21 protein-coding genes are annotated in these 24114 nt (G+C 63.4%); all 21 read right to left on the bottom strand.

The annotated features are described in order from the left end of the window. Positions 1-50: 50 nt before the first annotated feature. Positions 51-452: a VOC family protein gene (locus JWQ90_RS24460; protein ID WP_299697652.1), complete on the bottom strand. Its 402-nt coding sequence runs from the start codon at positions 450-452 to the stop codon at positions 51-53. 170 nt (positions 453-622) lie between these two features. Next, positions 623-1120: a L,D-transpeptidase family protein gene (locus JWQ90_RS24455; RefSeq protein ID WP_299697650.1), complete on the bottom strand. Its 498-nt coding sequence runs from the start codon at positions 1118-1120 to the stop codon at positions 623-625. Positions 1121-1375: 255 nt separating this feature from the next. Next, positions 1376-1987, bottom strand: coding sequence for a DUF1780 domain-containing protein (locus JWQ90_RS24450; RefSeq protein WP_299697649.1), 612 nt, complete (start codon positions 1985-1987; stop codon positions 1376-1378). Between the two features lie 294 nt (positions 1988-2281). Beyond that, on the bottom strand, positions 2282-3088 hold the full coding sequence (locus JWQ90_RS24445) for an energy transducer TonB (RefSeq protein ID WP_299697648.1): 807 nt from the start codon (positions 3086-3088) through the stop codon (positions 2282-2284). 252 nt (positions 3089-3340) lie between these two features. Then, positions 3341-4333 (bottom strand): D-arabinono-1,4-lactone oxidase, encoded by a 993-nt coding sequence (locus JWQ90_RS24440; protein ID WP_299697647.1) that lies wholly within the window; start codon positions 4331-4333, stop codon positions 3341-3343. A gap of 30 nt (positions 4334-4363) precedes the next feature. Further along, positions 4364-4765, bottom strand: coding sequence for an FAD-binding protein (locus JWQ90_RS24435; protein WP_299697645.1), 402 nt, complete (start codon positions 4763-4765; stop codon positions 4364-4366). A gap of 298 nt (positions 4766-5063) precedes the next feature. Continuing rightward, the gene (locus JWQ90_RS24430) at positions 5064-5306 is read right to left on the bottom strand and encodes a DUF6868 family protein (RefSeq protein ID WP_299697643.1); all 243 of its coding nucleotides are present in this window, start codon (positions 5304-5306) and stop codon (positions 5064-5066) included. A 155-nt stretch (positions 5307-5461) separates the two neighbouring features. Continuing rightward, a complete protein-coding gene (locus JWQ90_RS24425) occupies positions 5462-6154 on the bottom strand; it encodes a penicillin-insensitive murein endopeptidase (protein ID WP_299697641.1) in 693 nt (230 codons plus the stop codon). Then, complete coding sequence (locus JWQ90_RS24420; RefSeq protein WP_299697640.1) at positions 6155-6544, bottom strand: hypothetical protein; 390 nt, start codon at positions 6542-6544, stop codon at positions 6155-6157. Positions 6545-7202: 658 nt separating this feature from the next. Further along, the gene (locus JWQ90_RS24415) at positions 7203-7802 is read right to left on the bottom strand and encodes a hypothetical protein (protein ID WP_299697638.1); all 600 of its coding nucleotides are present in this window, start codon (positions 7800-7802) and stop codon (positions 7203-7205) included. Between the two features lie 444 nt (positions 7803-8246). Beyond that, on the bottom strand, positions 8247-8765 hold the full coding sequence (locus JWQ90_RS24410) for a GNAT family N-acetyltransferase (protein WP_299697636.1): 519 nt from the start codon (positions 8763-8765) through the stop codon (positions 8247-8249). Further along, the gene (locus tag JWQ90_RS24405; RefSeq protein WP_299697634.1) at positions 8756-9034 is read right to left on the bottom strand and encodes a DUF1778 domain-containing protein; all 279 of its coding nucleotides are present in this window, start codon (positions 9032-9034) and stop codon (positions 8756-8758) included. Before JWQ90_RS24405 ends, JWQ90_RS24410 begins: the two co-directional genes overlap by 10 nt. Positions 9035-9266: 232 nt before the next feature. Beyond that, entirely contained in the window at positions 9267-10937 is a 1671-nt protein-coding gene (locus JWQ90_RS24400; protein WP_299697633.1) for a hypothetical protein, read from the bottom strand. 117 nt (positions 10938-11054) lie between these two features. After that, a complete protein-coding gene (locus tag JWQ90_RS24395; protein WP_299697632.1) occupies positions 11055-11642 on the bottom strand; it encodes a DUF3617 family protein in 588 nt (195 codons plus the stop codon). Between the two features lie 83 nt (positions 11643-11725). Beyond that, complete coding sequence (locus JWQ90_RS24390) at positions 11726-14161, bottom strand: hypothetical protein (protein WP_299697631.1); 2436 nt, start codon at positions 14159-14161, stop codon at positions 11726-11728. 297 nt (positions 14162-14458) lie between these two features. Next, a complete protein-coding gene (locus JWQ90_RS24385) occupies positions 14459-15082 on the bottom strand; it encodes a peptidoglycan-binding protein (protein ID WP_299697630.1) in 624 nt (207 codons plus the stop codon). Next, positions 15082-17379 carry a type VI secretion system tip protein TssI/VgrG gene (gene tssI / locus JWQ90_RS24380; RefSeq protein ID WP_299697628.1) on the bottom strand — a complete coding sequence of 766 codons (2298 nt, stop codon included), beginning with the start codon at positions 17377-17379 and terminating at the stop codon, positions 15082-15084. The genes JWQ90_RS24385 and tssI overlap by 1 nt, the downstream gene beginning before the upstream one ends. Positions 17380-17578: 199 nt before the next feature. Further along, positions 17579-20233: a type VI secretion system ATPase TssH gene (gene tssH / locus JWQ90_RS24375; protein WP_366919588.1), complete on the bottom strand. Its 2655-nt coding sequence runs from the start codon at positions 20231-20233 to the stop codon at positions 17579-17581. Positions 20234-20256: 23 nt separating this feature from the next. Continuing rightward, the gene (gene tssG, locus JWQ90_RS24370; RefSeq protein WP_299697626.1) at positions 20257-21318 is read right to left on the bottom strand and encodes a type VI secretion system baseplate subunit TssG; all 1062 of its coding nucleotides are present in this window, start codon (positions 21316-21318) and stop codon (positions 20257-20259) included. A 162-nt stretch (positions 21319-21480) separates the two neighbouring features. Continuing rightward, positions 21481-23316 carry a type VI secretion system baseplate subunit TssF gene (gene tssF / locus JWQ90_RS24365; protein WP_299697624.1) on the bottom strand — a complete coding sequence of 612 codons (1836 nt, stop codon included), beginning with the start codon at positions 23314-23316 and terminating at the stop codon, positions 21481-21483. 206 nt (positions 23317-23522) lie between these two features. Further along, positions 23523-24114 (bottom strand): 3D domain-containing protein (locus tag JWQ90_RS24360; RefSeq protein ID WP_299697622.1); only part of this gene is annotated, 592 nt, incomplete at its 5' end.

Genomic DNA, 24114 nt, shown 5'->3' with positions numbered 1-24114 from the left:
ACTGCCGCGGATTGAAACGGCAAGTGAAGTGCCCCGACTGCGGGAGCTGCTTATTCATTGCGGCTCTCGACTGTAAAGCCAACCCCTTGCCCATAAGCCAACTCAAGCCGATGACCATCGGGGTCTTTCAGGATGGACCAGTAGCCAACTGGCCAGCCGGCATCGGCAGGGCCGGACTCAAGACAGCCTTCCACTTCCGCTTTTCTGCACAGCTCGTCAAGCGCTTCGCGTGAGGCCACACCCACGCCAAGATGGGCGTGCTGTGCAAACGGCCGTATTTCATCCGCGATTTCAAAGAACACAATGACGAAAGGCCGCGTCTTGTCGCTAAGCCATGCAACTCCCGGACGGCGATGCACGACCTGCATGGCGGCATAACGGCCGTAAAAGTCGATCGTCGCATCGAGAGAACGCACTGGCAGCGCGATGTGGGTGAAGCCGATGTCTTTCATTCATACCTGGCCGGCAATGCCGAAGTTCGTTTGGGCGCACTCACACTCCGACCTCGAAGCCGAGAGCGACTTCAGAGGCCGGCCTGAACAAATCCATCCCTTGCCACCGAACGCCCCCGGTTCACCGGCGGCCCTGCGAAGCGGAGTCCGTCGCTTGCGGCCTGTTATGCCTACGGCTCAATCTCGATAGGTGTGCCCGCATCAACCGCCTCCCAGACTGCTTGCATGTCTTCGTTTGTAAGCGCGATACAACCATCTGTCCAGTTAATGAACCGAGCGACAGGTGACAGCCAGCCAAGCCCATTCTTTTGGCCGTGGATCATGACCGCGCCTCCAGCGCCGACTCCGCGTTGCTTGGCGCGGGCGCTGTCTTCTGCGTTGGGGTATGAGATGTGGATTGACTTGAAAAAGGCACTGTTCTCTTTCTTGTAGTCCAAAACGTAGCGCCCTTCTGGTGTGCGCTCGTCGCCCTCTTGTTGTTTATGGCCCTCTGGCTGAGCACCAAAGACAACCGGGAAGTCGGCAAATGGCGTGCCGGCCTTGATCAGATAGAGCCTTGCCTTTGATTTCTTGACCTGAACCAGATCAGCCTTCTCAGCTGACGCGATTGCCGGCAGCGCTAGAACGACCGCAAGAAGAAGTGCGATCGCTGGGTTGGTTTTAGGCATAACGAGGCTGTAGGAAAATGTTCGAGCGCCCGCCCGAACTGCCAGAAAAGCGGAAACCTATACGCCTACGTTGAATTCTGACGCGCTCGACTTCAACGAGTCGATCAGAACTCGCGCAGGGAGGGTTTCCCGCTCGACTTTCAGTGCCCGATTTCATTTTTCTACAGCCTCAACGCCCGGGCTCAGCTGCGGATTTGCCGTAGCGTAGCGGAGGCAAATACGTCAGCTGGAGCAGCTTGTTGGACGCTCACAGGACTAGACACGATGGCACACCTTACCCACCATAACTGCGATATAAGGCGGAGCATCATGGCGGGCGTAGAGACAACATGCTCTATTTCCCTTCACGAAAGATACCGATCGCCAACGATGAGATGAGAGTTCGGAGGTGTCAGGGAAGGGCTCTTCACTAACCTCCATGACATGTTGCAAGTTGACATAGAAGATGAGGTCCAAGCTGCTCCGCACAGACGACGGATATTTTTTAGAGAGCTTTCTTACTTCTGTTAAACATCTTGAATAGATATCTTCCAAGGTCACGTCAACGGGAGTGAACATTGAGAGCAACCCTTTCATGGTGGTCGCTGACCTAGCCCGCTCCAGCTCCGCTTTGAACTCCGCATGGCGTCTTCTGCCGGGGTCAAGAACCTCCTTAACCTCGAATCGGGCTCCTCTAAATAGAACGTCCGGCGGCTCGACCTTGGAACCCTCCACTTCTTCATTTCTGAAGGGAACTCCCGCATTCATGAGATAAGCTCGTATAACCCACAGTTCGCGAGTTGTTTTGTTCTGAGGTGAAAAGTATGCGACCGCTTCTGCCAACCCTTCAATATAAGCCTCAAGCTTCCTTGATCGGCGCTTGGTCATAAGTCTTTTAGCGTCCAACGCCAATTACCCGGAACCATATTGCAAGCGCAGGTAAGAATTTGCATCCGCATACGCTGATCTCCGGGCGCTCGATATATCGACGTAGGTGCCCGGTCAAATGCGACTTTGAGTCCCGAGCTCTTGTCGGAGCGTAACTCATGTGTCGGAGTTCTCGCTTGGTTCCAGTTGGGATCACCAACCGGCGCCAGATCGGCTGCAAGCTAAAGTGGCCATCCCGGTGTCGAGCTAAATGCCGGAGTGCGTACATCGAACGCCGAACGGCAGTGCGGCACTTTACGGGACGAGCTGCTGTATCGCCGAGCTGAGGTAGTGGTACTGCTCTGGCAGGCGGTGAGCAATGTCGAAGTCGCCGCTGGCGATCGTCGCCTGGTATCGCTGGCAGCGGTCACGCTGCTGGATCTCGCTCAACCGGGATAGCTGGGCCATTTCCCGGGCCGTTGTCCGGCCGATGTCCGACTCGAGACTGGCTTCGCTGCGTGCGACCGCGGCCGACGGGCTTTGCCCTTGAGCGCCACTGCGGATGCCCGCGTAGTAGTCCTGCTTGAGCTGTTCGGCCTGATGCAGGACCGCATCGTTGCGTGCATGCCAGGCCTGGCGTATCGATTCGAAGGCCGGCTGCTCGCCTGTCGGTGCGACCGATTGGCACCACGGCATGACCGCGTCTACATACTTGCGCATCTGCAGCACGGCGGCGACGGTTTTCAGCGGCTCGCTGTCCTCGCCCTCCATTATGTAGTTGATCCGCAACTGCACCCAGGCCGCGGTCGGCACGCCGTCGCTATGCGCGGGTACGAACCGGCAGCGGACCACTGCCGCAACGGCCGCGGCGTCGAGCCGCTGAAAGCCGCTGGATGTTTCCACCCGGGTCTGTTCGACCAGGCCTTCCGCGGAGATGAAGAGCTTCAGCGTCACGCTGCCGGCTTCGCGAGCGCCGCTCGATTCCGCCGGGTAAGCCGGGTCGGGGCAGAGCTTGCTCGCCGGGCGGGCATGGGTCGTGATGGGCGCGGCATCATCGGCCGCCGATGCGGACGACGCGGCAAGAATCGCGATGAAGGCCAGCGCCGCCAATCTGAATGTCATTCCGCGCCCCGTTGGTTCTGGCCAGTGATCCCGCCCCCGCGGATCGCGCCGATGATCTCAGAGTTCGTCGCCCGATTGCCAACGGCACGCCCGGCTCTGCTTCAGCACCAATGCCGCTCGATCAGCGACCGCCGCTTCGAACTTGTCCGCAGGGGAATCAAGACCAGACCACGTCTTACAACTTCTTCATAAAACGTGGTCTGTCCCGAAGGTCTGTCCCGAATGGCACTCCGCTCAGGATGACGAGCCTGCTTACTTGGGTAGGTAAGTATTCCAGAGTAGGTTGGTGAAGCGGTTCGCCGGATCGACCTGCGCTTTCAGCGCCGTGAATCTGCCGGCTTCCGGGTAGCTGCGGCGGAACTGGTCGACGCTCGCGTGCAGCAGATAAGGAAGGTAATAGCGCCCGCCATACTCCAGTGCCGCGTCGATCAATGCGCGGGTCCAGACGCCGGCCGCTTCGCGGCTGCGGCTGTCGGGACGCTGGCGGTAGTAGAGGACGAAGGAGAACACCTCGGTCGGCGCCCAGCTCAGCAGCGCAGCGGTATCGGCCGGCGAATGGCGGATCGAGACGTTGAGGATGTCCGAACCATGCTGCTTGAGCAGCGCTGCGAGTTTCGCGGCAAAGGCGTGGAAGCGCTCGACCGGGATGAAATATTCCTGCAGCGCCCAACTGCTGCGCGACTTTCCCAGTGGTTCGAGCATGCGTGTATCCAGGCTTGCTTCGAAATTGCGCCACATCACGGCACGCTCGCGGAAGCGCGAAGGATCGACCAGATGCGTGCGCACCCAATCGCCGCCCGGCAAGCCGGCAATGGCAGACAGCGTTGCGCGCTCGGCAGCGAAGGATTCGGAACGCGGAATCAGCCGCCGCGTCTCGGTCAGCGGCGCTGCGCTGCGGTACCAGCTCACGCACAGCGGCGCGTCGTAACCGGGCGGCACCAGGTCGGCGTTGTGCAGCACCGCGGTGCGGTCCTGCAGGATCGTCGTGCGGAAGAAGGATGGATAGTCCGCCAGCGGCACCGCCTGCACGCGGCGCTCGATGCGGTCGTTCTGGTCCAGGTCCAGTTCGACTTCCGTGATCACGCCCAGCCCGCCATAGCCACCAAACGCCGCGCGGAACAGTTCGGCATTGCGCTCGCGCGACAGCTCCGTCACGCCGCCATCCGCGGTGACCAGCTGCAGCGCGCGCACCGAGTTCACCAGCGCGCCGCGGCCGACATAGCGGCCGTGGCAGTTCACGCCCACTGAGCCGCCGACTGTGAAATTGCTGAAGCTCTACATGATGCGCACCGACAGGTCGTGCGGGTCGATCGCGTCCTGCACGTCGCGCCAGCGCATGCCTGCCTGCACGCGGATCACCCTCAGCGCCGGGTCGAACGCGATCACCTTGTTCAGGCCGCGCATATCCAGGTGCAGCGAGCCCGGCGCGGCGATCTGGCCGCCCATGCTGTAACGCGCGCCGCCGATGCAGACCTGACCTTTCCAGCGCTGCAGCGACTGCTGCACGTCGCCAGCCGATTTCGGCCGCGCGACGTCCGCGACCTGCACATCCACCAGACCGCCGCCGGCGTCGCGCACGTGCGGCGGTTCGGCCGCGCCCATCACGGCCTGCGGCATCGCCGCGACAGCCGCGGCGGTCAGCGAGCGAGACAGGAACTCACGGCGGCTCAGGGACACCGGTCGGTCAGGCCGGCTGCTGCGCGTGCCGCGCGATCACGTCGGCCACGACCATGCTCACGCGCTTGCCCATCGGAATGTGCAGGAACTCATTCGGCCCATGCGCGTTGGAGTGCGGGCCGAGCGGAAATCAGCACCAGACTACGTTTTCTAACGTCTTCATAAACGTGGTTCGCCCCCTGGGTCTGTCTCGTTGTCTGAAAGGCCTTTTTGGGGCTGACTTCGCCAAGCCCTTGAAGCTCGCGAGTACCGGATCTCGGCACGATGCAGAAGACACGGACTTGGTCCTCCACGTTGTCTACGCGACGAGCGTCAGCGCGACGTAAGGAACGAGGTTAAGAAGGAGAATTCCGATCTTGTAGATCGCCAATCCGCCGTAATGAACCGTGTCGAAGGCCTCTACAGAAATTCGGAACCACCTCGCGTGCAGCCGATACAGGAGGTCGTGAGCCGACAAAAGAGCCACGAACCACAGGATCAATACGCCATAGTTGATGAGCACGCACCAGAGCAGCACCTCTCTTGCATGTTCGGCGGTCACGGTGCCCAGCCTCGGACGTAGCTCATCTGTTCACCTTCCGAAGCCAACAACGGGTCGATGTAAGACGTCTCTCAATACCGCCCAACGCTCCTCAGCGACCCTGCCGGAGCGGCGAAGCCGCGGTGGCCGGATCGGGTACAGCCTGGAGTTAGCGCTCATCCCTTTTGGCAACTGACGGCGAAGTCAACATGATAGTGCTCATCGTGACGAATCCACGGCTCGCCTTGCATAAAGGGTATCGACGAACGTATGAATCGGGCGCGCTTTGTAGTGTACAGGTCTGGAATGTGGGCTTTCTCGAAGATCACCCGCGCGATTCCGATGCCGTTGTCCTGCGCCGCCTGGTGCAAGGCGTACAGATGCTCGGCGATGGCATCGAAGTCGACTCTCAGTTCTCCGTACCGCGCCTGGGCATCGAATTCGATGGCGTAGCCAAACTTGTTAGTGATGCCCGTCGGAAGGGGAATGGACTTCCCGCTCTTGTCCAGTACAGGCACCATAAAGTCTACGGCTGTTCCATTCTGATGGGTCCGGTGCGGTTTGATCCTTCCACCCTCCCGCCAGCCAGACTCCCCATAAACGTAGACCTTATCTGGCGCGCTCAATTCAAGCGCCTTGTACGCGGCCGCAATCGTTGCCGCGACTTTGGAATGAACGAAGGTCCGACCGAGACTGACCCCAAGCGAGCTGTACGGCGAGAAGTTGGGGCCGGAGTCGGGAATCTGAACCCCACCCGCAAGGTGCCCCGCGCTGGAGGTGCCATAGCAGATGCTGTCGGCCGCGACGCTCGTCGCCGGATGGCCGAGCAAAGCTGCAACGATCAGAACCGAGAAGGTCTTGAGGCACATCTAAAGAGCACTACACGCCGGTTGGACGGCAGCCTCAATGCCGAGCAACTCAATAATTGTGAACTGAGCAAATTTTTCAGGTCCCGCCATGAAGAAGCCTTCTTGGCCAATGCGAATCCACTGCCGAAGATCAGCTCTGTAAGCTGTGTCATCGTATAGAACCCACATTGTTGCTGTGCCTTCTTCTTGTGCCTCTGTGCCGTCGGGAAGCGGAACGCGTTCGGATGTCTCGAACTCCGGCCAGATAGACCATTGCTGACTTTGATCACTACAACCAGCCCAGGAAACATTACTGCGGATGTGCTGAAAAAGGCCCTGCTGAGTAGGAAGCTTCCTGTAGGACACGCGAAAGTCGGGCTCTCGCCCTGTCCGTTCTGAGTAGCTCTTCATGACGCCCAACTCCGAGCGTAAGTCGCCGCCGCTCCGGAGCACAGCGGAGGCGTGAACGTCGGCCTGATGCTCTGGTTAGCGTGCACGTCCGGCCCGCAATGTGGCCACAGCCAGACATGCGTAGCCGAGGGAGATTAGTAAGGCTCCCAGGCCATATGCGATGGACGCGACGGCATTGCCCCAAGGGCTGTCCAGAAGCTCGGCGTCTTGCGCCAACGTGCTTTGGAACACGAAATACAGCAGCACAACAAGCAAGCCAGAAATTATTAGCCACGAACCACGTGCGCGACCCTTGAAAGCTAGAGCGGACGCGCAAGTAAGAAACAGTGTAAACGCGGCGACCAGGACCCAGAAGCCAAACGACTCATACGGAGCCGCCGCCAGCATTTCAGGAGTGGGCCCGGTTGCCCTTCCGAGGTACGTTAGTGTTGCCTCGGTGCTCATAGAGCTAACGAGGCTGTAGAAAAATGTTCGAGCGCCCGCCCGAACCGCCAGAAAAAGGGAAACCTATACGCCTACGTTGAATTCTGACGCGCTCGACTTCAACGAGTCGATCAGACCTCGCGCAGGGTGGTTTTCTCGCTCGACTTTCAGTGCCCGATTTCATTTCTCTACAGCCTCAACGCCCGCCTTCAGCCGCGTCGGCTGGAAGGCATGGTTAGCCATTGCTCTGCAGCCGCATAGTCAGCTCCACTATTGCGCCATCTCGTTTCTCAAGATCCGATATTTGTTTGGCCATAGATAGGCCTATGCGAGCGGCCTCTATCCGCGATAAATCCTTACGAACGTCCTCCAGACGGTTATTTGTTTCCCTGTTCAGTGCAAACACCAGCGCGCTAACGATCTCTGAAACAGCGCCAGCCGTAATGGTAATTAGTCCTGGCGCTATGTTGTCTCTGAACCACAACATTGCCGCACCTGTGAATACGATAAGAACACCGGCCGTCATGAGGCCCAAGGCAACATTAAATGTTAAGCGTGCTTGACGCATTCGCTCGTCACGAATGCTGGAACCTGTTTGATACGTTAGGTCCAATGCCTGTAGCGCGGCGTCCGTCGCAATCTCGGATGCTTTCTGGCTGGTAAGATAGGCGGCTTTGCGATCGGACACTTGGCTTGTGAGTGCGCCTTCACCTGCGTCATCACTTGCCCTTTCTTTGAAGCCCTTCTTAAAGATCTCGATCAGTGACTCAGCAAGTGCACCTGACCCAAGAACCGAGGAAAGTAGTGCCGTAACAAGCGTTACTTCGATTGACACAGTACCTATCCTCTCTTGTGGCTAACGCCGATTTCTCGTAACGATATTGCAAGCACCAGCAATAATTTGCATCTGCATACGCTGACTTCCGGGCGCTAAATATATCGACATAGGGACCCAGTCAAATGCAATTCTGAATCTCCAGGCTCTTGTCGGAGCGTAACTCATGTCTCGGAGTTCTCGCTTGGCTCCAGTTGGGATCGCCAACCGGCGCCTGATCGGCTGCTGACCAGAGGAGCCGTTCCGGTGCCAAGCTATGGAGGGTGTGTGCGGGGGTTGAGGTCTCAATCGCGGTCAAGGACCGCTCCTACAGGACTCTTGCGCACCGGTGATACGCGACTGTAGGAGCGGTCCTTGACCGCGATGGTAGAGCTGAGCGGAGGCTCGCTAACATGCCGCGATGCTTCACCCGTAGAGATCTGAGATCGTAGTGCCGACGCATGCTCAGCCCTGCGCTGCCTGCAAAGCCTTGAGCCCGGTCTCCAGCGGCAGGTACAGCGTCATCGGATGCCCGCCGATGGCGACAAAGCCGAAGCGCTCGTAGAAGCGCTTCGCGGCTTCGTTCTTGGCGTCCACCAGCAATGCGTAGACGCCGCTCTGCTGGCCGACCAGAGCACAGCGTTTGATCGCGTCTATCAGCAGCCACTGCCCGTAGCGCTTGCCCTGCTGACCTCGATCGACCGCCAGGCGCGCCAACATGACCGCCGGCACCGGATGCCGGGGCAGCGTCTTGGCTTCCGCTTCGGTGAGTTGCTCGCGGGCGATGTGGCAGTTGCTGAGGCTGTAGTAGCCGAGGATGCGCTGGGGTGCCGCGTCATCGGTCAGGACAAAGCTGCGCGAGACGCGCTGTGCCTGATGCTTGGCCGCCTTGGTCTGGAGAAAGTCATTGAGCGGGGGCTCGCCGCAGTCAAAGGCCGTCCGGTCATGAACGGCCTTGTCGAGACTGCCGACGATCAGCGCCACTGAATGCCGGCGGCCTCGTAGTCACGCATCGCTGCGATCAGCGCCTTGGTCGGTTTGGGCGGCTTGGCCAGGGCATCGAGCACATCCCGGTATCCCTTGGCCGTGGTGGCGATCTGCTCGGCATCGGCAATGATTTTGCGTGCGCGCTTGAGCGCCGGGGCCAGCACAAACTGGCTCAGCTTGACGCCTTCGAGCTGCGCGGCACGGGCCAGCAGGCCCTTCTCTTCGGACGGCAGGCGGACTTCGAGGCGGTCGGTGGCGGCAGGCATGGCGGCGGCTCCAGCGGGTTTCATGCCGTACATTGTACGGAGGAAACGGGCCGGCGTCAGCCGGCCTGCAGCTGAACCCTGAGCGGGTCCTGATGGGCTTGGATATCTGGGCGCGGCTTCATCGGCCGCCGCTGCGGGCGACGCGGCAAGGATCGCGATCAAGGCCAGCGCCGCCAATCCGGATGATCTCCGAGTTCGTCGCCCAATTGCCAACGGCACGCCCGGCCCTGCTTCAGCACCAATGCCGCTCGATCAGCGCGCTCATCGCCGCTTCGAACTTGTCCGCGTAGGCCGCGCTGTCGAACAAGGTGAAGCTGGAGCGGCCTTCATCCAGGTGACGACGCCAGTCGCGCAGTTGTTCGGGGTGCTGCAGCAGGCTGTCGATTTTCGAGACGTATTCCAGCTCGGAGCTGGTGATCAGGTCGCTCATGCCGACGGACGCGAGCAGGCTCGCCGCCACTCGCGATGCGAACGTCTCGCCGCATCGCGTGACCACCGGTGTGCCGGCCCAGAGCGCGTCGCTGCTCAGCGTGTGGCCGCCGTAGGGATAAGTATCCAGCACCAGGTCGGCCTGACGCAGCCGGTCGAGATGCTGCTGGGTGTCGGTGTGCTCGGTGAAGATCAGACGCTGCGGCTCGACGCCGCGCGCGGCCGCTTGGTGCCTGAGCCGCTTGCGAATCGGCTCGTCACCGCTCAGCAGCCACAGCAGGCAGCGCGGATGCCGGCGCAATATTCCGCACCACAGATCGAACAGGTCGGGCGTGAGTTTGTACAGCTGGCCGAAGTTGGCGAGCATGAGCGCGTCCTCGGGCAAGGCCCGGTTCGATCGCGGTATGTCGCGGGCGTGGGGTCGCTGCGAGTCGTTGGGCTGATAGCAGCCCGGCAGCCTGAGGATTTTCTCCACGTAGGCTGGCTCCAGTTGCGGCGGTACGACGATGTCGTCGGCGATCAGGTAATCGAAGAACGGCATGCCGGAGGTGCCGGGGTAATACAGGTAGTGAATCTGGATTGCGGCGGGCCGCCTGGCGAAGATTCCGAGCCGGGTGCTGGCGGGATTCTTGATCGAGAACAGCACGTCGATGCTGTCGCCGTGGATGCGCACGGCGGCGTCATCGTCCGGCAGACTGCGGATCGACAGGAAGTGATCGTAGGCCTGCATCACGCGCCTGCGATACGGCGTCAGCGGCGGCTCGTCGCCAAACTCGTAGGCGAAAACCTCGAAGCGATCGCGGTCGATGGACTCGATGAAGCCCGTCGTCAGGTACGAAGTCGCCTGCTCGTAGAAGTCGCAGCCGACAAAGCCGAGCCGGATTTTGCGGCTCGGCGCACGGTGCTGGTACGCCGTCATCGGCGGTAGCTGGGCGATCACCGCAGCGGCGTGATTCTTCGCTGCGTGCAGCAGTGTCGCGTTGCTGAAATACGGCGAGGCCAGCGCGTGTTCACCGACCACCCAGCGCGTCGATGCCAGCACGCTCTGGCGAACCAGCCGCTGGGCGCGATCGTATTGCGCCCAGTCGCCCGCTTTCGTAAACAGCTGCAATGCCGTATCGAAGCGCTGCTCCTGCAGCTGCGTGTCGACGATGCCGAGCGCTTCGGCCGCGTCGAAGTGGATCAGTGCGCGCGCGGGCTCGCCGATGGCCTGCAGCGCCTGAGCGAGTTGCCATTGCACCAGGCCGTTGCGCGGATTGGCGCGCAGCACGTCCTCCAGCAGCGGCAGCGCCTGCTCCGGGTCGTTCAGGCGCAGGTGCGCGAGGCCGACGATGTGGATACCGGCGCGATGCCCGGCATCGGCCGCGAGTATCTGCAGGCCCACACGCAGCGCCTCGGCGTAGTCGCGCCGCTCGATGCCGGCCAGGCATGCGGCTACTCGGGCTTCGGTTTCGGCGATGTCGCTGGGGGTCATCAGGCACCGATGTGTTTCGTGGCCCGGACGACCACCGCCACTGTAGGAGCGGGTCGTACCCGCGACTCAGGCCTTGAAGTGCATGGTCGCGGGTATGACCCGCTCCTACAGGTGCAGCTAGTCCGGCTGGACGCTGCCGCAGTCGGCCGAGATCCAGGTGCCGCGCGCACTGGTCTTCATCGCAACCGGGCCCTGCGCCGCGGGCGCACCCGGGGCGCCATGCGCGGCCATCTGGCCGGTGCCCTCCATCGTGTACGTCCAGTGCTTGGCATCGAGGATGCTGTACTCGCCGTTGAAGTCGCCAGTGGTGCCGTGGGGATCGTCGCAGCGGACCTTGTACTTCACCGTGCCGCCGCTGACCGACACGATGTCGGACTTGCAATGCGGCTGCTCCTTCATCGACTTGGCCAGTGCCTTTCTCGGATCGGCGAATTCAGCGATCTTGGCGGCGTCCAAGCAGGAGCGCGACGGGCCCGATGCGGTGTGGTTGGGCATCGACTCCACCATCTTGCGCTGCTCGGGCGTCAGCTTCTTCAGCATCTCCGCCTGGGCCTGGCGCATGCGCGCCATTACGTCCTGGCCATTGACCAGCATCTGCACATCTTCTTCCCACAGACCCGGCTGCGGCAGGGTCGCGAGCGATTGAGCCGAGGCCGTAGCCACGAATGCAGCGGCCACGAGAGCGGCGATGTTTACGGGACGCATGGAATCTCCTTTTCTTGTTTGGGGGCGATGCATTGCCGCGATTAGACGATACGAGCCAAGCGGACCGCTACCGCGCGCATCGTTCAGAACATCTTGCCGATGTCGGACAGGCTCGGCATCTTCGGCCCGGCCGGCGCGGCCGGCGCCGTCGACGGACCGATGCGCGCGTTCAGGATGATCTTCTCGTCGACCGGCACCTCGCGGCCGGCCGACACGATTTGAGAGTTGGTGATCGGCAGCGCCTTGCCTTCGGCGACACGCTGCGCGGTCAGCGGGCCGCGATTCGGATCTTTCTTCACCGCCTCGACCGCCGGGTCCTGCTGGCCGTCGTTCATCGCGGCGTCCTTGATCGCGCCGGGCGCGCCAGTGACGTTGTTCTTCAGGTCGTCGAAGGCGCCGGACTGCTTGGAGAAGCCGTCGACCGCGTCGTCCTGGTTGACATCGGACAGCCTGCCGATCTGTTCATTGGCCTTGCGCTTTCGATCGTCGATCTCGTCGTCAGCCCGGCCCAGGCCCTCCTTGATGTCCTTGCCGGAATCGTGGATGTCGTCCTTGGTGTCTTTCACCGATGTGGCGACGTCGGTGACTTTGCCGATGCCCTCGCTGACCGGATTCCAGACCTGGCCGGCGAACTTGTCGCCCATGCCGAATACGTCCATCACCAGGTTGAAAATCGGGAACAGCAGGTTGCGCATCACCGTCGCTGCCAGCATCGGCAGGCGGCCCAGGTAGGCCTCCATCGTCAATGCGTTCTTGCCGTAGCTTTCCAGGTAGGCATCGCCAAGTTCCAGGCACAGTTCCTGTGCGACGAAGAAGATGATGCCGTCGAGATGCTGGCCCTGGTTTCTGAGGAACGCGGTGACCAGCTCGGCTGCCTTGTTCTCTGCTTCCTGGTCGATGTTGTCGCTCAGGCTCTTTGCCTTGCCCAATGCCGATCCGAACGAACCGGTACCGACGTCGTCGACCACCGACTTCGCAGTCTTCTGCTTGTCGCTGCTGTCGTTGGCGGCCGGGTCGCGGCCGAGAATCAGGCTGAAAATGAGCCCCACGATCTTACTGGCGATCGCGTCGTTCACCGCGGCCAGTACCAGCGAGGGATCGGGCGTGCCGCCGACGCCGTGGATCGCGCGGTACACCTTGTCGAGCACGGTCAGCGTCGCCTCGGCGAGCTTGCCGGTATAGAACTTCATGAAATCCGGCAGATCGCCGTCGATCAGCGCCTTGCCCAGCGCGTCGTTCATGCGCTCGCCGAAAGACTTGACGCCGTTGGCGGCGTCACCGGCGAACAGCGCGAAAGCCTTGGCCAGCGTGGCAACGGCTTCAGGCGGCATTTTCGACTGCAGATCGGCTGCGGTCTGCAGCAGGCCGGCGAGCATCTGCGCCTTGTCCTCGCCACTGGTGCGCAGATCCTTGACCGCATTCTGCGCGTCGACGAGCTTGTCGCGCGCATCCTTGCCGGGGCCGGTGTCGGTTGCGCCATAGCCGCTGCCGCCGAGCGTGATCACGTCCTCTTCGAGCTTGTCCTGAGCGGCCTTCAGTGCCAGCTCGACCTTGCTCAGATCATCGACCTGGCTCGGATCGTCAGTGGCCTGCGCGGCCTCGGTGGCCTCGGCATTGCGCTGGCGCCAGATGTCGAACGTCGGCTGCCATTTGCCGCGCACCGCGTCGAGCGAATAGTCATGGCACAGCTTCATCAGCGGCCATTCGTAGGCGATGCGCGCCTCGCGGTACATCGCCAGGTACGCGTCCTGCACCTTGAACAGCCAGGCCGGGATCTTGGCGACGATGGCCGGCACACCGGCGCCGGCGAGCACGGAATCCAGGCCCGGGATCGAGGGCAGGCCGAGTCCGCCACCGCCATCGGGCACCATCGCGTTCTTGCACAGCTCGTTATGCGCGTCGGCGGTCTTGGCCAGCGCAAGCCCGGCAGCGTGGATCACCGGATAGTCGAAGCTTTCTTGGTTGATCGGATCGGTTGCGCTGCGGATCTGCGTGAACAGCGGATCGAAAGCCTCCGGCCCCGGCGCGGCCTGCTTGGCGCCACCGAGCAGGGAACTCGCCGCGCCCAGCAGCGCACCGGCTGCGCCCTTGCTCTCCTTGTTCTTGGCCAGCACACGCTTGCCACCCTGCGCGAACGAATGCAGCAGCACCGCCTCGCGCACCAGCGCGTCGCGGAACGCGATGCCGTGCGAAGTCACGCCGCCGGGGAACAGCGTGCCGACGTCGTCGTGCGCATACGCCAGGTGCAGGAACTGCGGCGGCTTGTCCATGTTCAGCGGCGTGCTGCTTTTTGCCGGCGTATTCGCGCCGGGATTGTCCGGTGGCGCCGGAAAAGTACGCGGCTTCTTCGCGATCTCGATCGGGCCGCCATCGATGAAGCGCGCAATGCCGGCCGGCCCGGCGCCGGCACTGCCGGACAGGCCGCCGGCAATCGCGTCGAGCGCGCTGCCCAGCGGATTGTTGGTGGCCTTGTCGGCGGCCTTTTCGGCGAATCCGCCAGCGTCGTCGAGCAGGCTCATGGGCCCTCTCCGTCTCCCGGCGCTGTCGCGCCACCCTCTCCCAGGAGAGGGGAAAGCCGAAGGGCGATCGAAGCTGCATTTCCCCTCTCCTGGGAGAGGGTGCCCCGAAGGGGCGGGAGAGGGAGAGACCGCCGCAGGCTTGCATCTGCCGGCTTGAATCCCGGAACCGGCCAGCCCCTTCCCCCGTCTGCGGGGGAAGGTTGGGATGGGGGCGAGACGACAGCGCCGCGCCTTCCGCCCCCACCCCGGCCCTCCCCCGCAAGCGGGGGAGGGAGAGGGTCCTGGGTAGGGTCTGCTCTACCCATGCCGCTCTCCCAGCTTCGCCCGCGTCGCATCATCAATCTCGCCGGTCTCCGCAATCTGCTCCGCCCGCTGAAACGCGATCAGCGCCTTGCGTGTGCCCTCGCCGACTTCGCCCTCTTCGCCATCGCAGTCGTAGCCGAGGTTGCCGAGCCGGTGCTGCACGCCGCTGATCTCCTCGATCGGATCGAGCCCACCGATCGCGACGTCGTAGACCTCGGCGCCGCTGCCCAGCATCAGCTTGGCGGACTTGGCTTCGCCGACAATCGCCTCGTCGATCTTGCCCTGGTCGTCGGTGCTGCCATGCACGACCTTGTCGCCGAACGTCAGCGTGTACGGCTCGTTTTTGCGCGGTTCGCCCATGCTCAGCAGTTGCAGTTTGAGCCGCGTCGGCTCGCCCTTGCGCTTGAACGTGTGCCTGGCATCGACCGGCTTGGCTACGCTCTTGGTGCCTTTCTCCGGCAGAAACACTTCGTCGCCCTCGACCAGCTGATTCGGATACGGCCGCTTGGTTTTCAGCGCCGCATTATTGGCGTGATCCCAGATCGTGTTCCATAAAAAACCGTTCTCTTTGGCGATGCTGGCAATGCTCTCGCCGGCACTGACGGTATACGTCGGCATCAGCTTTCCTCCCAGGCTTCGTCGTCGAAATCCGGGAACGCGACTTGGCATTCGCCGGGATCGATATTGCTGACCTTGTACAGGCCCTTCTCGTCGGTGGTACCGGAGGCGACCGATTCGCCATCAGGCAATGTGACCTTGACCGCGGCACCGGCGACCGGCTGGCCGGCCTCGTCGACCAACGCGATCTCGATGTAGTGCGTCTTGTCCTGGTTCTCTTCGGCGTCGGGGTCGTGCGACTTGGCGTCGTTCGGCGGCGCCGCGCCGCGCTGGTCGGCCAGCGGCGACATCGCCATCTCCGCTCCGGGCTTCGCGGTCAGTGCCGCAGCGGCCGCCAGCACCGCCATCGGCGACACCAGCGACGCGGCGGAGCCCGAGCCTGCCGAGCCGCCGCAATTGATCTTGGCCAGCGGGCCGTCGAGGGTCACGCCGGCGGCGGAGATCGTCACCGAGCTGCCGCCGACTTTCAGCGTGATCATCGCGCCGGCCTCGATCACCACGTTGGCGCCGGCATTGACATACCAGTTGGATGAGGCCGCCTCGCTGTGATTGACACAGGATTCGCCGATGTCGCTGCCGACTTTCAGCGACAGCGAGCCGCCGATCTTGATCGCCTGCAGGCCGCCGACCGTCAGGTGATCGTCGCCCTTGACCTCGGCGACGCGCTTTTCATTGACGTAGGCGTGATGGCTGCGATGGGTCTCGTCCATGCGGTCGCGATTCACGACGAGGTTGTGATCACGCTCGGTCCAGTCGCGTCTGTCGTTGCCGACACGCAGGTCCATATCCTTCTGCGCGTTGATGAACAGCTGCTCGTTGTCTTTCTTGTCCTCGAAGCGCAGCTCGTTGAAGCCGCCGCCACCCTTGCTCGAGTTGGTCTTGATCGTCGACTTGGTCGCCTCGGCCGGCAGCTCGTACGGCGGCATGTTGTCGGCGTTGTACAGGCAGCCGGTGACGATCGGCCGGTCCGGGTCGCCTTCCAGAAAATCGACCATCACCTCCATGCCGATGCGTGGCAGGAAGAACGCGCCGTACTGGCGGCCGGCCCAGATCTGCGCGACGCGCAGCCAGCATGAGCTCTTGTCGTCGGCAGTGGCCGAGCGGTCCCAATGGAACTTGACCTTCACCCGGCCGTACTGGTCGGTGTAGATCTCCTCGCCCGTCGGGCCGACCACGATCGCGGTATGCGGGCCATCGACGCGCGCACGGCGGCGGTTCACCGGCGGCCGGTACTGCACGCGGCTCGGCATCACCGAGAACTGGTTGCGGTAATGGCCCTGCTCGCCGCCGCGGCCCAGATTGTTGCGGCCGTCGTGCCGCACTTCGAGCACCAGCTGGTCCTCGTTGAGCTGGTCGTCGGGATGGCCTGTCAATGTGAAGGTATAGCCCGGCGTCAGCAGCCGCACGTTGCTGTCGCCGTCGAGAATCTCGTGCTCGGCTTCCTCGCTTTCCATCAGCAGCCGCGCGACGTTTTCGCCCTGGTCGCGATCGGCGAATCCGCCCGGATACCGATAGCGCTCGTAGTTGGCGTTGTCGCCGGTCTTGATCAGCGTGTCGACCGAGACTTCGATCGGGCTGCGCGGCTTTTCGAAGTTGAAGTCGCGCATCACCACGCGGCCGGTGCGCAGCGCCTGGCGCCGTTTCAGCTTGCTGATCACGTCGCCGTCGGTCAGGCCCTCGGCGTGGAACTCGATATGCTGCTGTTCCAGCGCCGGGTTGTTGTCGCGGTTGTCGGTCAGCACCAGCAGCTCGCGCTCGGCCTCGTGCTTGAAGAAGTAGTAGATGCCGGCGCGCTCCAGTATCCGCTCGATGAAGGCCAGCGTGGTCTCCTGGTACTGCACGCAGTATTCGATCGGTGCGTAGGTCTCGGACAGATGGAACTCGTAGTCGCTGATCTGGAACTGCTGGAACAGCTCCTCGACGATGTCGCGCACGGTCTTGTTCTGAAAGATGCGCTGGCCGTCGTCCTGGGCCAGGAACGCCAGCAGCGGCACGATCTCGCAGGAATAGTCGGTGTAAACCTCGTCCTCGCCTTCGATCTTGATCTCACCCACGCGCTCGAAGCTCGCGATGAAGCCGGTCCAGTGGCGCTCGCCTTCCGCGGTCTCGACGCGCAGCGTGACGCGCTGGGTGATCAGCTGCTCGGCGTCGATCGTGTCGTCAGGCGACACCAGCGACAACTCGAAGCGGAAGCACTGCGAGACGCGCTCGGTACCACGGAACTCGCGCACGACCAGATCGTCGTCGTCGAGCGGCGTGCTCAGCTCGAAAAGGCGCGCTTCCTGGGAGTAGGCCATCAGCGACCCTCTCCCACCCCTTCGGGGCACCCTCTCCCAGGAGAGGGGAAATACTCAGGCTGTTGCAGGCTCATTGCTACTCGACCCCCTACTCGAAACCGCCATCTGCGTTCACAGTCACGGCGACACACTCCGGCTTTCCCTCTCCTGGGAGAGGGTGGCGCGACAGCGCCGGGAGAGGGAGAGGGCGCGCTCATTGCTACTCGACCACGTATTCGAAACCACCATCCGCACTCACGCTCGCCGCGATCCGCTCGATGCCGCGGCTCTCCGCCATTCGCGTCAGTACCTGCTCGGCGATCTGCGGCAGCATCGTGCCGGCGAGGATGTTGTCGATGTTGCGCGCGCCCGAATCGACTTCGGTGCAGCGCGCCGCCACCGCGTCCACCAGCGCGTCGTCGAACGTGAACGCCGCGCGATGGTTGGCGGCGATGCGCTTGCCGATCTTGCCGAGCTTGAGCCGCACGATCTTCTTCAGGTTCTCGTCGCGCAGCGGATAGAACGGGATGATCGTGGTGCGGCCGAGAAAGGCCGGCTTGAAGGCATCGTTCAATTCCGGTCGCAGCAGCTCGATCAGGCTTGCGGGCTCGGGCGGCGCGTCGTCGCCGCCGCGCATGCAGGCGCGCATGATCAGGTCGGTACCGACGTTCGAGGTCAGAATGATCAAGGCATTCTTGAAGTCGATCTCGCGGCCCTCGCCGTCTTCCATGACGCCCTTGTCGAAGACCTGGAAGAACAGCTCGAGCACGTCGGGATGCGCTTTCTCGATCTCGTCGAGCAGCACCACGCTGTAAGGACGGCGCCGCACCGCCTCGGTCAGCACGCCGCCTTCGCCGTAACCGACGTAGCCCGGCGGCGAGCCCTTGAGGCTGGAGACCGTATGCGCCTCCTGGTATTCGCTCATGTTGATCGTGATCATCGAGCGCTCGCCGCCGTACAAGGTGTCGGCCAGCGCGATCGCGGTTTCGGTCTTGCCGACGCCGCTGGTGCCGACCAGTAGGAACACGCCTTTGGGCTTGTTCGGATCTTCGAGGTTGGCGCGCGAGGTACGAACACGTTGGGCTATCGCGTCGAGCGCATGCGACTGGCCGATCACGCGCATCTCCAGCTGCTCGCGCAGCTTCAGCACGATCGCGATCTCGTCGGACACCATCTTGCCGAGCGGGATTCCGGTCCAGCCGGAAATCACCTGCGCGACGGTGGCGCCATCGACCAGGGCCTGCACCATCGGTGTGTCGGTCTGCAGCGCTTTCAGCTGCGTACGCAGGTCTTCGAGCACCTTGCCGGCGACGACACGCTCGGCCGATTCCGGCGGCAAGGTGTCGAGCGCATCGAGCTGCTTGATCGCGCTCGCGACCAGCTCCTTCTCCTGGTTCCAGCGCGCCTGCAGCGTCGTCAGCGTCGCGCCGATTCTGGCGGCTTCCTCGTCGATCTCGGCCAGGCGCTTGGCGTGGTCCGAGCCCGACGCGGCTTCGCGGCTCAGCGCCTCGTGTTCGGCGGCTAGCGCGTCGCGTTTGCGCGTGGCGTCCTCGATCGCGGCCGGCGTTGCGTTCTGGCCGATCGCGATCTTGGCGCAGGCAGTGTCGAGCACGCTGACGGCTTTGTCCGGCAACTGGCGGCCGGTTATATATCGCGACGACAGCTTTACGGCTTCAACCACGGCTTCGTCGAGAATGCGGACCTTGTGATGCGCGGCCATCGCCTTGACGATGCCGCGCAGCATGATCACCGCGCGCGCGTCGTCGGGCTCCTCGACCTTGATCACCTGGAAGCGCCGCGTCAGCGCCGGATCTTTCTCGAAATATTTCTTGTACTCGCTCCAGGTGGTCGCCGCGATCGTGCGCATCTCGCCGCGCGCCAGCGCGGGTTTGAGCAGATTGGCCGCGTCGTTCTGGCCGGCGGCGCCGCCGGCACCAATCAGCGTATGCGCCTCGTCGATGAACATGATGATCGGCTTGAGGCTCTTCTTGACCTCGTCGATCACGCCCTTCAATCGATTCTCGAATTCGCCCTTGACGCTGGCACCGGCCTGCAGCAGGCCCAGATCCAGCGACATCAGCTCGACACCTTTCAGCGCCGGCGGCACGTCGCCGGCGTGGATGCGCGTGGCCAGGCCTTCGACCACCGCGGTCTTGCCGACGCCGGCCTCGCCGGTCAGGATCGGATTGTTCTGGCGGCGTCGTGTCAGCACGTCGACCATCAACCGGATCTCGGCGTCGCGGCCGAGCACCGGATCGAGCTTGCCTTCACGCGCGCGCTGCGTGAGGTTGGTGCAGAACTGGTCGAGATTCGGTGTTGCACTCGGCCTGCCGGGCGACGCTGCGGCCGAGCCATCGGCCGACGGCGCGGCAGCAGCGGCATCACCGATCGGCCGTGCATCGCGCGATTCGGTGGAGGCCTCGACGATCGCATGAAAATTCTTGCGCAGCGTCTCGACATTGATCGCGGCCAGGCACTTCAACTGGCGATCGATCAGCCGGCGCAGCTCCTCGTCGGCCAGCAGCGCCACCAGCAGATGGCCGCTGCGCACGCGCGATTCGCCGAACTCGACGCTGGCGTAGATCCAGCCGCGCTCCAGCAGCTGCGGAATCTGCGGCGACAACGCCGGCGTGCGCGTGTTGCCGCTCTTGAAAGCATCGAGCGCGCGGCCGAGTTCGCGTTCCAGTGTCTCCGGTGCGATCTCGAACTGTCGCAGGATACGGCGCAGGTCGGAGTTCTCGGTCTCGACCAGCTTCAGCAGCAGATGCTCGACCTCGACGTCGTAGTGGCCGCGCGACAGGCACAGCCCGGCCGCACCTTCCATTGCGGAACGGGTGCTGCTGTTGAGCCGGCCAACCAGCGAGCGGATATTCACGGTCATGATGCGGTCCTCGGTGCTTAAGCCAAAGCGGAAAGATGAAATTCGCAATCGTCGGCGGCGCGGCCGCGACGATCGCCGGAAAGCCAGGTGTTCCAGCCGAGCTGTGCTGGATGCTGGTCGCGGCGGCCAAGCTGCAGCGGCCGCCAGTCCGCATTGCACAGCTGCAGCTTGAAATGCAGATCGACCGCGATGCCGGTCATGAAGCGCGCAAGCTCGGTCGCCTGTGCCAGCAGTGATCCGCCGGGCAGCAGCGCCTGGTAGCGGTCCGCGCTCAAGGGGCCGACACGCAGCCGCAGCGTGGTCTGGCGGTCCCAGTAGCAGCTGCCAAGCGCGCAGGCCGTGCCCAACGCGGACGAAGCGCGGCCCAGGCGCGCACGATCCGCATCCGGTATTTTTTGCCAGGTACCGAAGCAGCCATCGACTTCCACCGGCGCACCGATGAAATCGCCGAGCACCTGCGACACCGAGCCGATGCCGTGCGGGCGCTGCGAGATCAGCCCCGAGTAATAGCCGAGCGCGTGCGTCGGCAGCACCGCGTCGACTGCGACTTCCGCGCCGCGCCTGCGACGCGGAAACACTTTCTCGTAAAGACTCGGCGTGCCCATGCCGACCAGGTGGAATACATAGCGCAGCACCGAGTTTTCCTGGCCGAATTCCAGGCCGATATCGGCGCGGTACTTGGCCCAGGCGCGCCAGAACAGCTGGATCAGCCGCGTGTTGAACAGGTCGAAGAAATCCTGCATGACCGGATCGCGATTCTGGCGGCGCGCGATCATCCACTCGGTGTAGTGCCGCGGCATCACACCGCTGGTGCCGGTCAGGCCCATGAAGTTGACGCGCATCGTCAACGTGGTGTCGATCGCATCGATCGCCGGCTTGATCAGATCGTCGATTTCACTGGCCGGGAAGGCCAGCGACGCCGGCACGCTGAAGTGCAGCGGGCCCGGGTCGGTCGGCGTTGAGCGGGTGCCGAAATCGTGGGCGCGATAGATCAGGCGCACGGCCTGGAAGAAACCGAAGCGGTGCGGCTCGGCGTAGAGGCGCTGCAGCGGGGTCTGGATTTCGGGCGGGATGGACATGCTAACTCGCACGCCGTGTTCCCCTCTCCCGCCTGCGGGAGAGGGTGGCGCACAGCGCCGGGTGAGGGTGCGCAGTCGGACTAAAGCCCCTCACCCGCCTCTGCGGGGCACCCTCTCCCGCAAGCGGGAGAGGGATAAGTACGTGCGGCCCGGCGCGCATGATCAGATCAAATGCAGCGCGCCGGCGCGTGGCGCGAACTGCGTGATCGGCTCTTCGCGCTGGCGTGATCGCAGGCTGAGACGGGTATACGAGTTGCCGGTGCAATACAGGCCGAAAAACAGGTCGAGCACGCGCGCCAGCAGGTAGATGCCGGAGCCGACGTACTGGTCTTCGTCGAACGTCAGCTCAATGTCGGTACCGCGGACAAAAGCCATGCGCGGCGCAGTGCCGATGCGCGTCACCGAGGGCTGGCTGCGTACGTCGACGATGCCGGCGATCTGCTTGCGCAGGCTCGCCGAATCCGCATAGTTGTACAGGCTCAGGATTTCCAGCAAGGCTTCGCGGCCGCCGTTGACGATCGACAAGTGGTTCAGCGCCAGATGCGAAATCAGCCGCCATTGATTGGCCAGCCGCATCGGCGCGCGCCAGGTCGCGGTCGGCTTCTTCAGCAGGCGCGCGATCGAGATCGCGCCGCCCTCCTCGACCTGCAGCGCGCTGTCGCTGCCGCCGAACGGCAGCGAGGCAGGCAAGTCCCGATTGGTGCAGGTCAGCGACAGCGACAGCGTCTCCACCGCCGGTGTATTGGGCGTCATCGAGCGATCGACCAGCGCGATCGTCATCTGCGTGCCCTCGTCGTTCGGCAGCGTCGAGGCATCACGGCGCGCCAGCCAGTAATGATTCGCCGCGTCCTCGCCTTCGACGCCGTGCTTGATCGAATAGAACGGCTGGAACTCGACGATCGCCTCGCGCTCGCGGCTGCGGCTGAACTTGCGCACGCTGTCGATCGAATAGACCTCCAGCCCCAGCGGCCGGCGCACGTCCGGAATCACCGGGTATTCGTGGCGCTCCTGGGTGATCTGGACCGGCTCGGCGAGTTGCTTGAACAGATTCACGATCGGCGTGCAGTGCAGCCGAAAAGTCTCGGCGCCGACGGTCTGCTCCAGCCTCGCCAGGCGCTCGGGACGGCCGAAGGGCTTGATCGTGAACACCAGGTCGACGGCGTTCTTGAAGCGCGACAGCTCGAGACCACTGACCTCGAAGAACAGGAATTTCTCGGGCAGTACGAAATATTCCTGGATCAGCTGGTAGCCCAGGAACGAGCGCGGATCGTGGTCGAGCAGCGCCTCGTCACTACCGAATCCGACGCTGCGGATCACGCTCGCCGGTAATTCCAGCGGCGCGATCCTGGCGTTGTCCGGCGCCAGCAGCGTCACCCGCTCGACGCTGTTCATCAGCAGCTCGTAGAGCGCATGCACCACCGGGCTTTCGCCGTCGATGTAGAAGCGCAGGCGATCGATGCCCAGCGCGCCGATGACGATGCCGGCATCGGCCTGCACGCGGATGCGCAGGCTCGCCACCGCCGTGGCCGAGCGCGCGACGAAGGCCGAGCGTTCGAGCGCTTCGAGGCGCGCGTCGACGACGCTGACCGGCCAGACCTCGACATCGTAGGCGGTGCGATATTTGACCGGCATGCCGTTGACCGGGCGCGACAGCAGCTGCGTGCCGCGCGGTATCGGTTGGCGGCTGCTCAGGCCGGCGCCGGGCGCGGCCGCGAGCTGCACGATCGACATCGAAGGCACTGGCCGCAGGAAATGCGGATACAGCACCGACAGCAGGGCCTCGGTGACTTCGGGCAGTTCGTCGTCGAGCTTGCGATGGATGCGTGCGGTCAGGAACGCGAAAGATTCGATCAGGCGTTCGACATGCGGGTCTTCGCAGACCTCGCCCTCGAGCATCAGGCGACCGGCGATCTTCGGATAGCGCCGCGCAAAGTCTTTCGACAGCTTGCGCAGGATCGTCAGCTCGTTTTCGTAATGCGGTAGCAGGTCTTCAAGCATTCGCCGGGCGCTCCACTTCTCGACAGCGAGTCTAGGAAGCGCGCGGCGCCGCCACTATCCAACGGATGGTCTATTCCCTGGGAATAGCGGCACCCTAAATCGCGGAACTGTAGGAGCGGACCTTGTCCGCGATTGTGCACTTCAAGGTCTCAATCGCGGACAAGGTCCGCTCCTACAGTTCCACGCCCCAAGCAACGGTGCGGGCCTCACTCTTCGACGCAATTCTCGTCGTCTGCGATCACGCATTCGGCCGGCCGCAGCACGCCGCCGGGGCCGCGCGTCTTCACCGGATCGGCGGCGCTGATCTGAAGATCCTTGGGCAACAGCAGCCACATGCGGCCGGGCTCGTTCATCGCCGCGGCCTGGGCGCCGGCCTGCGGGCCGAAGCCCCAGAAGAAATCGGCACGCACCGGCCCGCGGATCGCACCGCCGGTGTCCTGCGCGAACATCAGGCGCCCGGCTTTCTGCGAGCCGTCGGCAGCGACCGTCGACAGGAACACCGGATAGCCCAGCGGCGTCGTGCGCGGGTCCACCGCGATCGAGCGGCCCGCGGTCAGCGACACGCCGAGCGCGCCCAGCGGACCCTGAGGGCTGTCGGGAATGCGGCGGAAGAACACGTAGCTCGGATCGGGAATATCGGTGCGCGGCCCGGCTTTGGACAGGGGCGATGAGGGCTCCGCGCCGCTGCTGATCACAGTTGCCGGCGACGCCGGCGCAGCGGACGATCCCGAGCCTGAGCCCGAGCCCGGCTGCTTCAGCGCGGCGATCATCGCCGCGACATCGGACGATGCAGGCGTG

The sequence above is a fragment of the Hydrocarboniphaga sp. genome (genome assembly GCF_028291725.1).
Classification (GTDB): Bacteria; Pseudomonadota; Gammaproteobacteria; order Nevskiales; family Nevskiaceae; genus Hydrocarboniphaga.
This window is presented reverse-complemented; position numbering and strand designations above follow the sequence as displayed.

What these genes read in the sequence shown, in the direction of transcription:
- JWQ90_RS24460 (WP_299697652.1), bottom strand. Translation starts at nt 452, where the DNA reads ATGAAAGACATCGGCTTCACCCACATCGCGCTGCCAGTGCGTTCTCTC.
- JWQ90_RS24455 (WP_299697650.1), bottom strand. Translation starts at nt 1,120, where the DNA reads ATGCCTAAAACCAACCCAGCGATCGCACTTCTTCTTGCGGTCGTTCTA.
- JWQ90_RS24450 (WP_299697649.1), bottom strand. Translation starts at nt 1,987, where the DNA reads ATGACCAAGCGCCGATCAAGGAAGCTTGAGGCTTATATTGAAGGGTTG.
- JWQ90_RS24445 (WP_299697648.1), bottom strand. Translation starts at nt 3,088, where the DNA reads ATGACATTCAGATTGGCGGCGCTGGCCTTCATCGCGATTCTTGCCGCG.
- JWQ90_RS24425 (WP_299697641.1), bottom strand. Translation starts at nt 6,154, where the DNA reads ATGTGCCTCAAGACCTTCTCGGTTCTGATCGTTGCAGCTTTGCTCGGC.
- JWQ90_RS24420 (WP_299697640.1), bottom strand. Translation starts at nt 6,544, where the DNA reads ATGAAGAGCTACTCAGAACGGACAGGGCGAGAGCCCGACTTTCGCGTG.
- JWQ90_RS24405 (WP_299697634.1), bottom strand. Translation starts at nt 9,034, where the DNA reads ATGCCTGCCGCCACCGACCGCCTCGAAGTCCGCCTGCCGTCCGAAGAG.
- JWQ90_RS24400 (WP_299697633.1), bottom strand. Translation starts at nt 10,937, where the DNA reads ATGACCCCCAGCGACATCGCCGAAACCGAAGCCCGAGTAGCCGCATGC.
- JWQ90_RS24395 (WP_299697632.1), bottom strand. Translation starts at nt 11,642, where the DNA reads ATGCGTCCCGTAAACATCGCCGCTCTCGTGGCCGCTGCATTCGTGGCT.
- JWQ90_RS24390 (WP_299697631.1), bottom strand. Translation starts at nt 14,161, where the DNA reads ATGAGCCTGCTCGACGACGCTGGCGGATTCGCCGAAAAGGCCGCCGAC.
- JWQ90_RS24385 (WP_299697630.1), bottom strand. Translation starts at nt 15,082, where the DNA reads ATGCCGACGTATACCGTCAGTGCCGGCGAGAGCATTGCCAGCATCGCC.
- tssI (WP_299697628.1), bottom strand. Translation starts at nt 17,379, where the DNA reads ATGGCCTACTCCCAGGAAGCGCGCCTTTTCGAGCTGAGCACGCCGCTC.
- tssG (WP_299697626.1), bottom strand. Translation starts at nt 21,318, where the DNA reads ATGTCCATCCCGCCCGAAATCCAGACCCCGCTGCAGCGCCTCTACGCC.
- tssF (WP_299697624.1), bottom strand. Translation starts at nt 23,316, where the DNA reads ATGCTTGAAGACCTGCTACCGCATTACGAAAACGAGCTGACGATCCTG.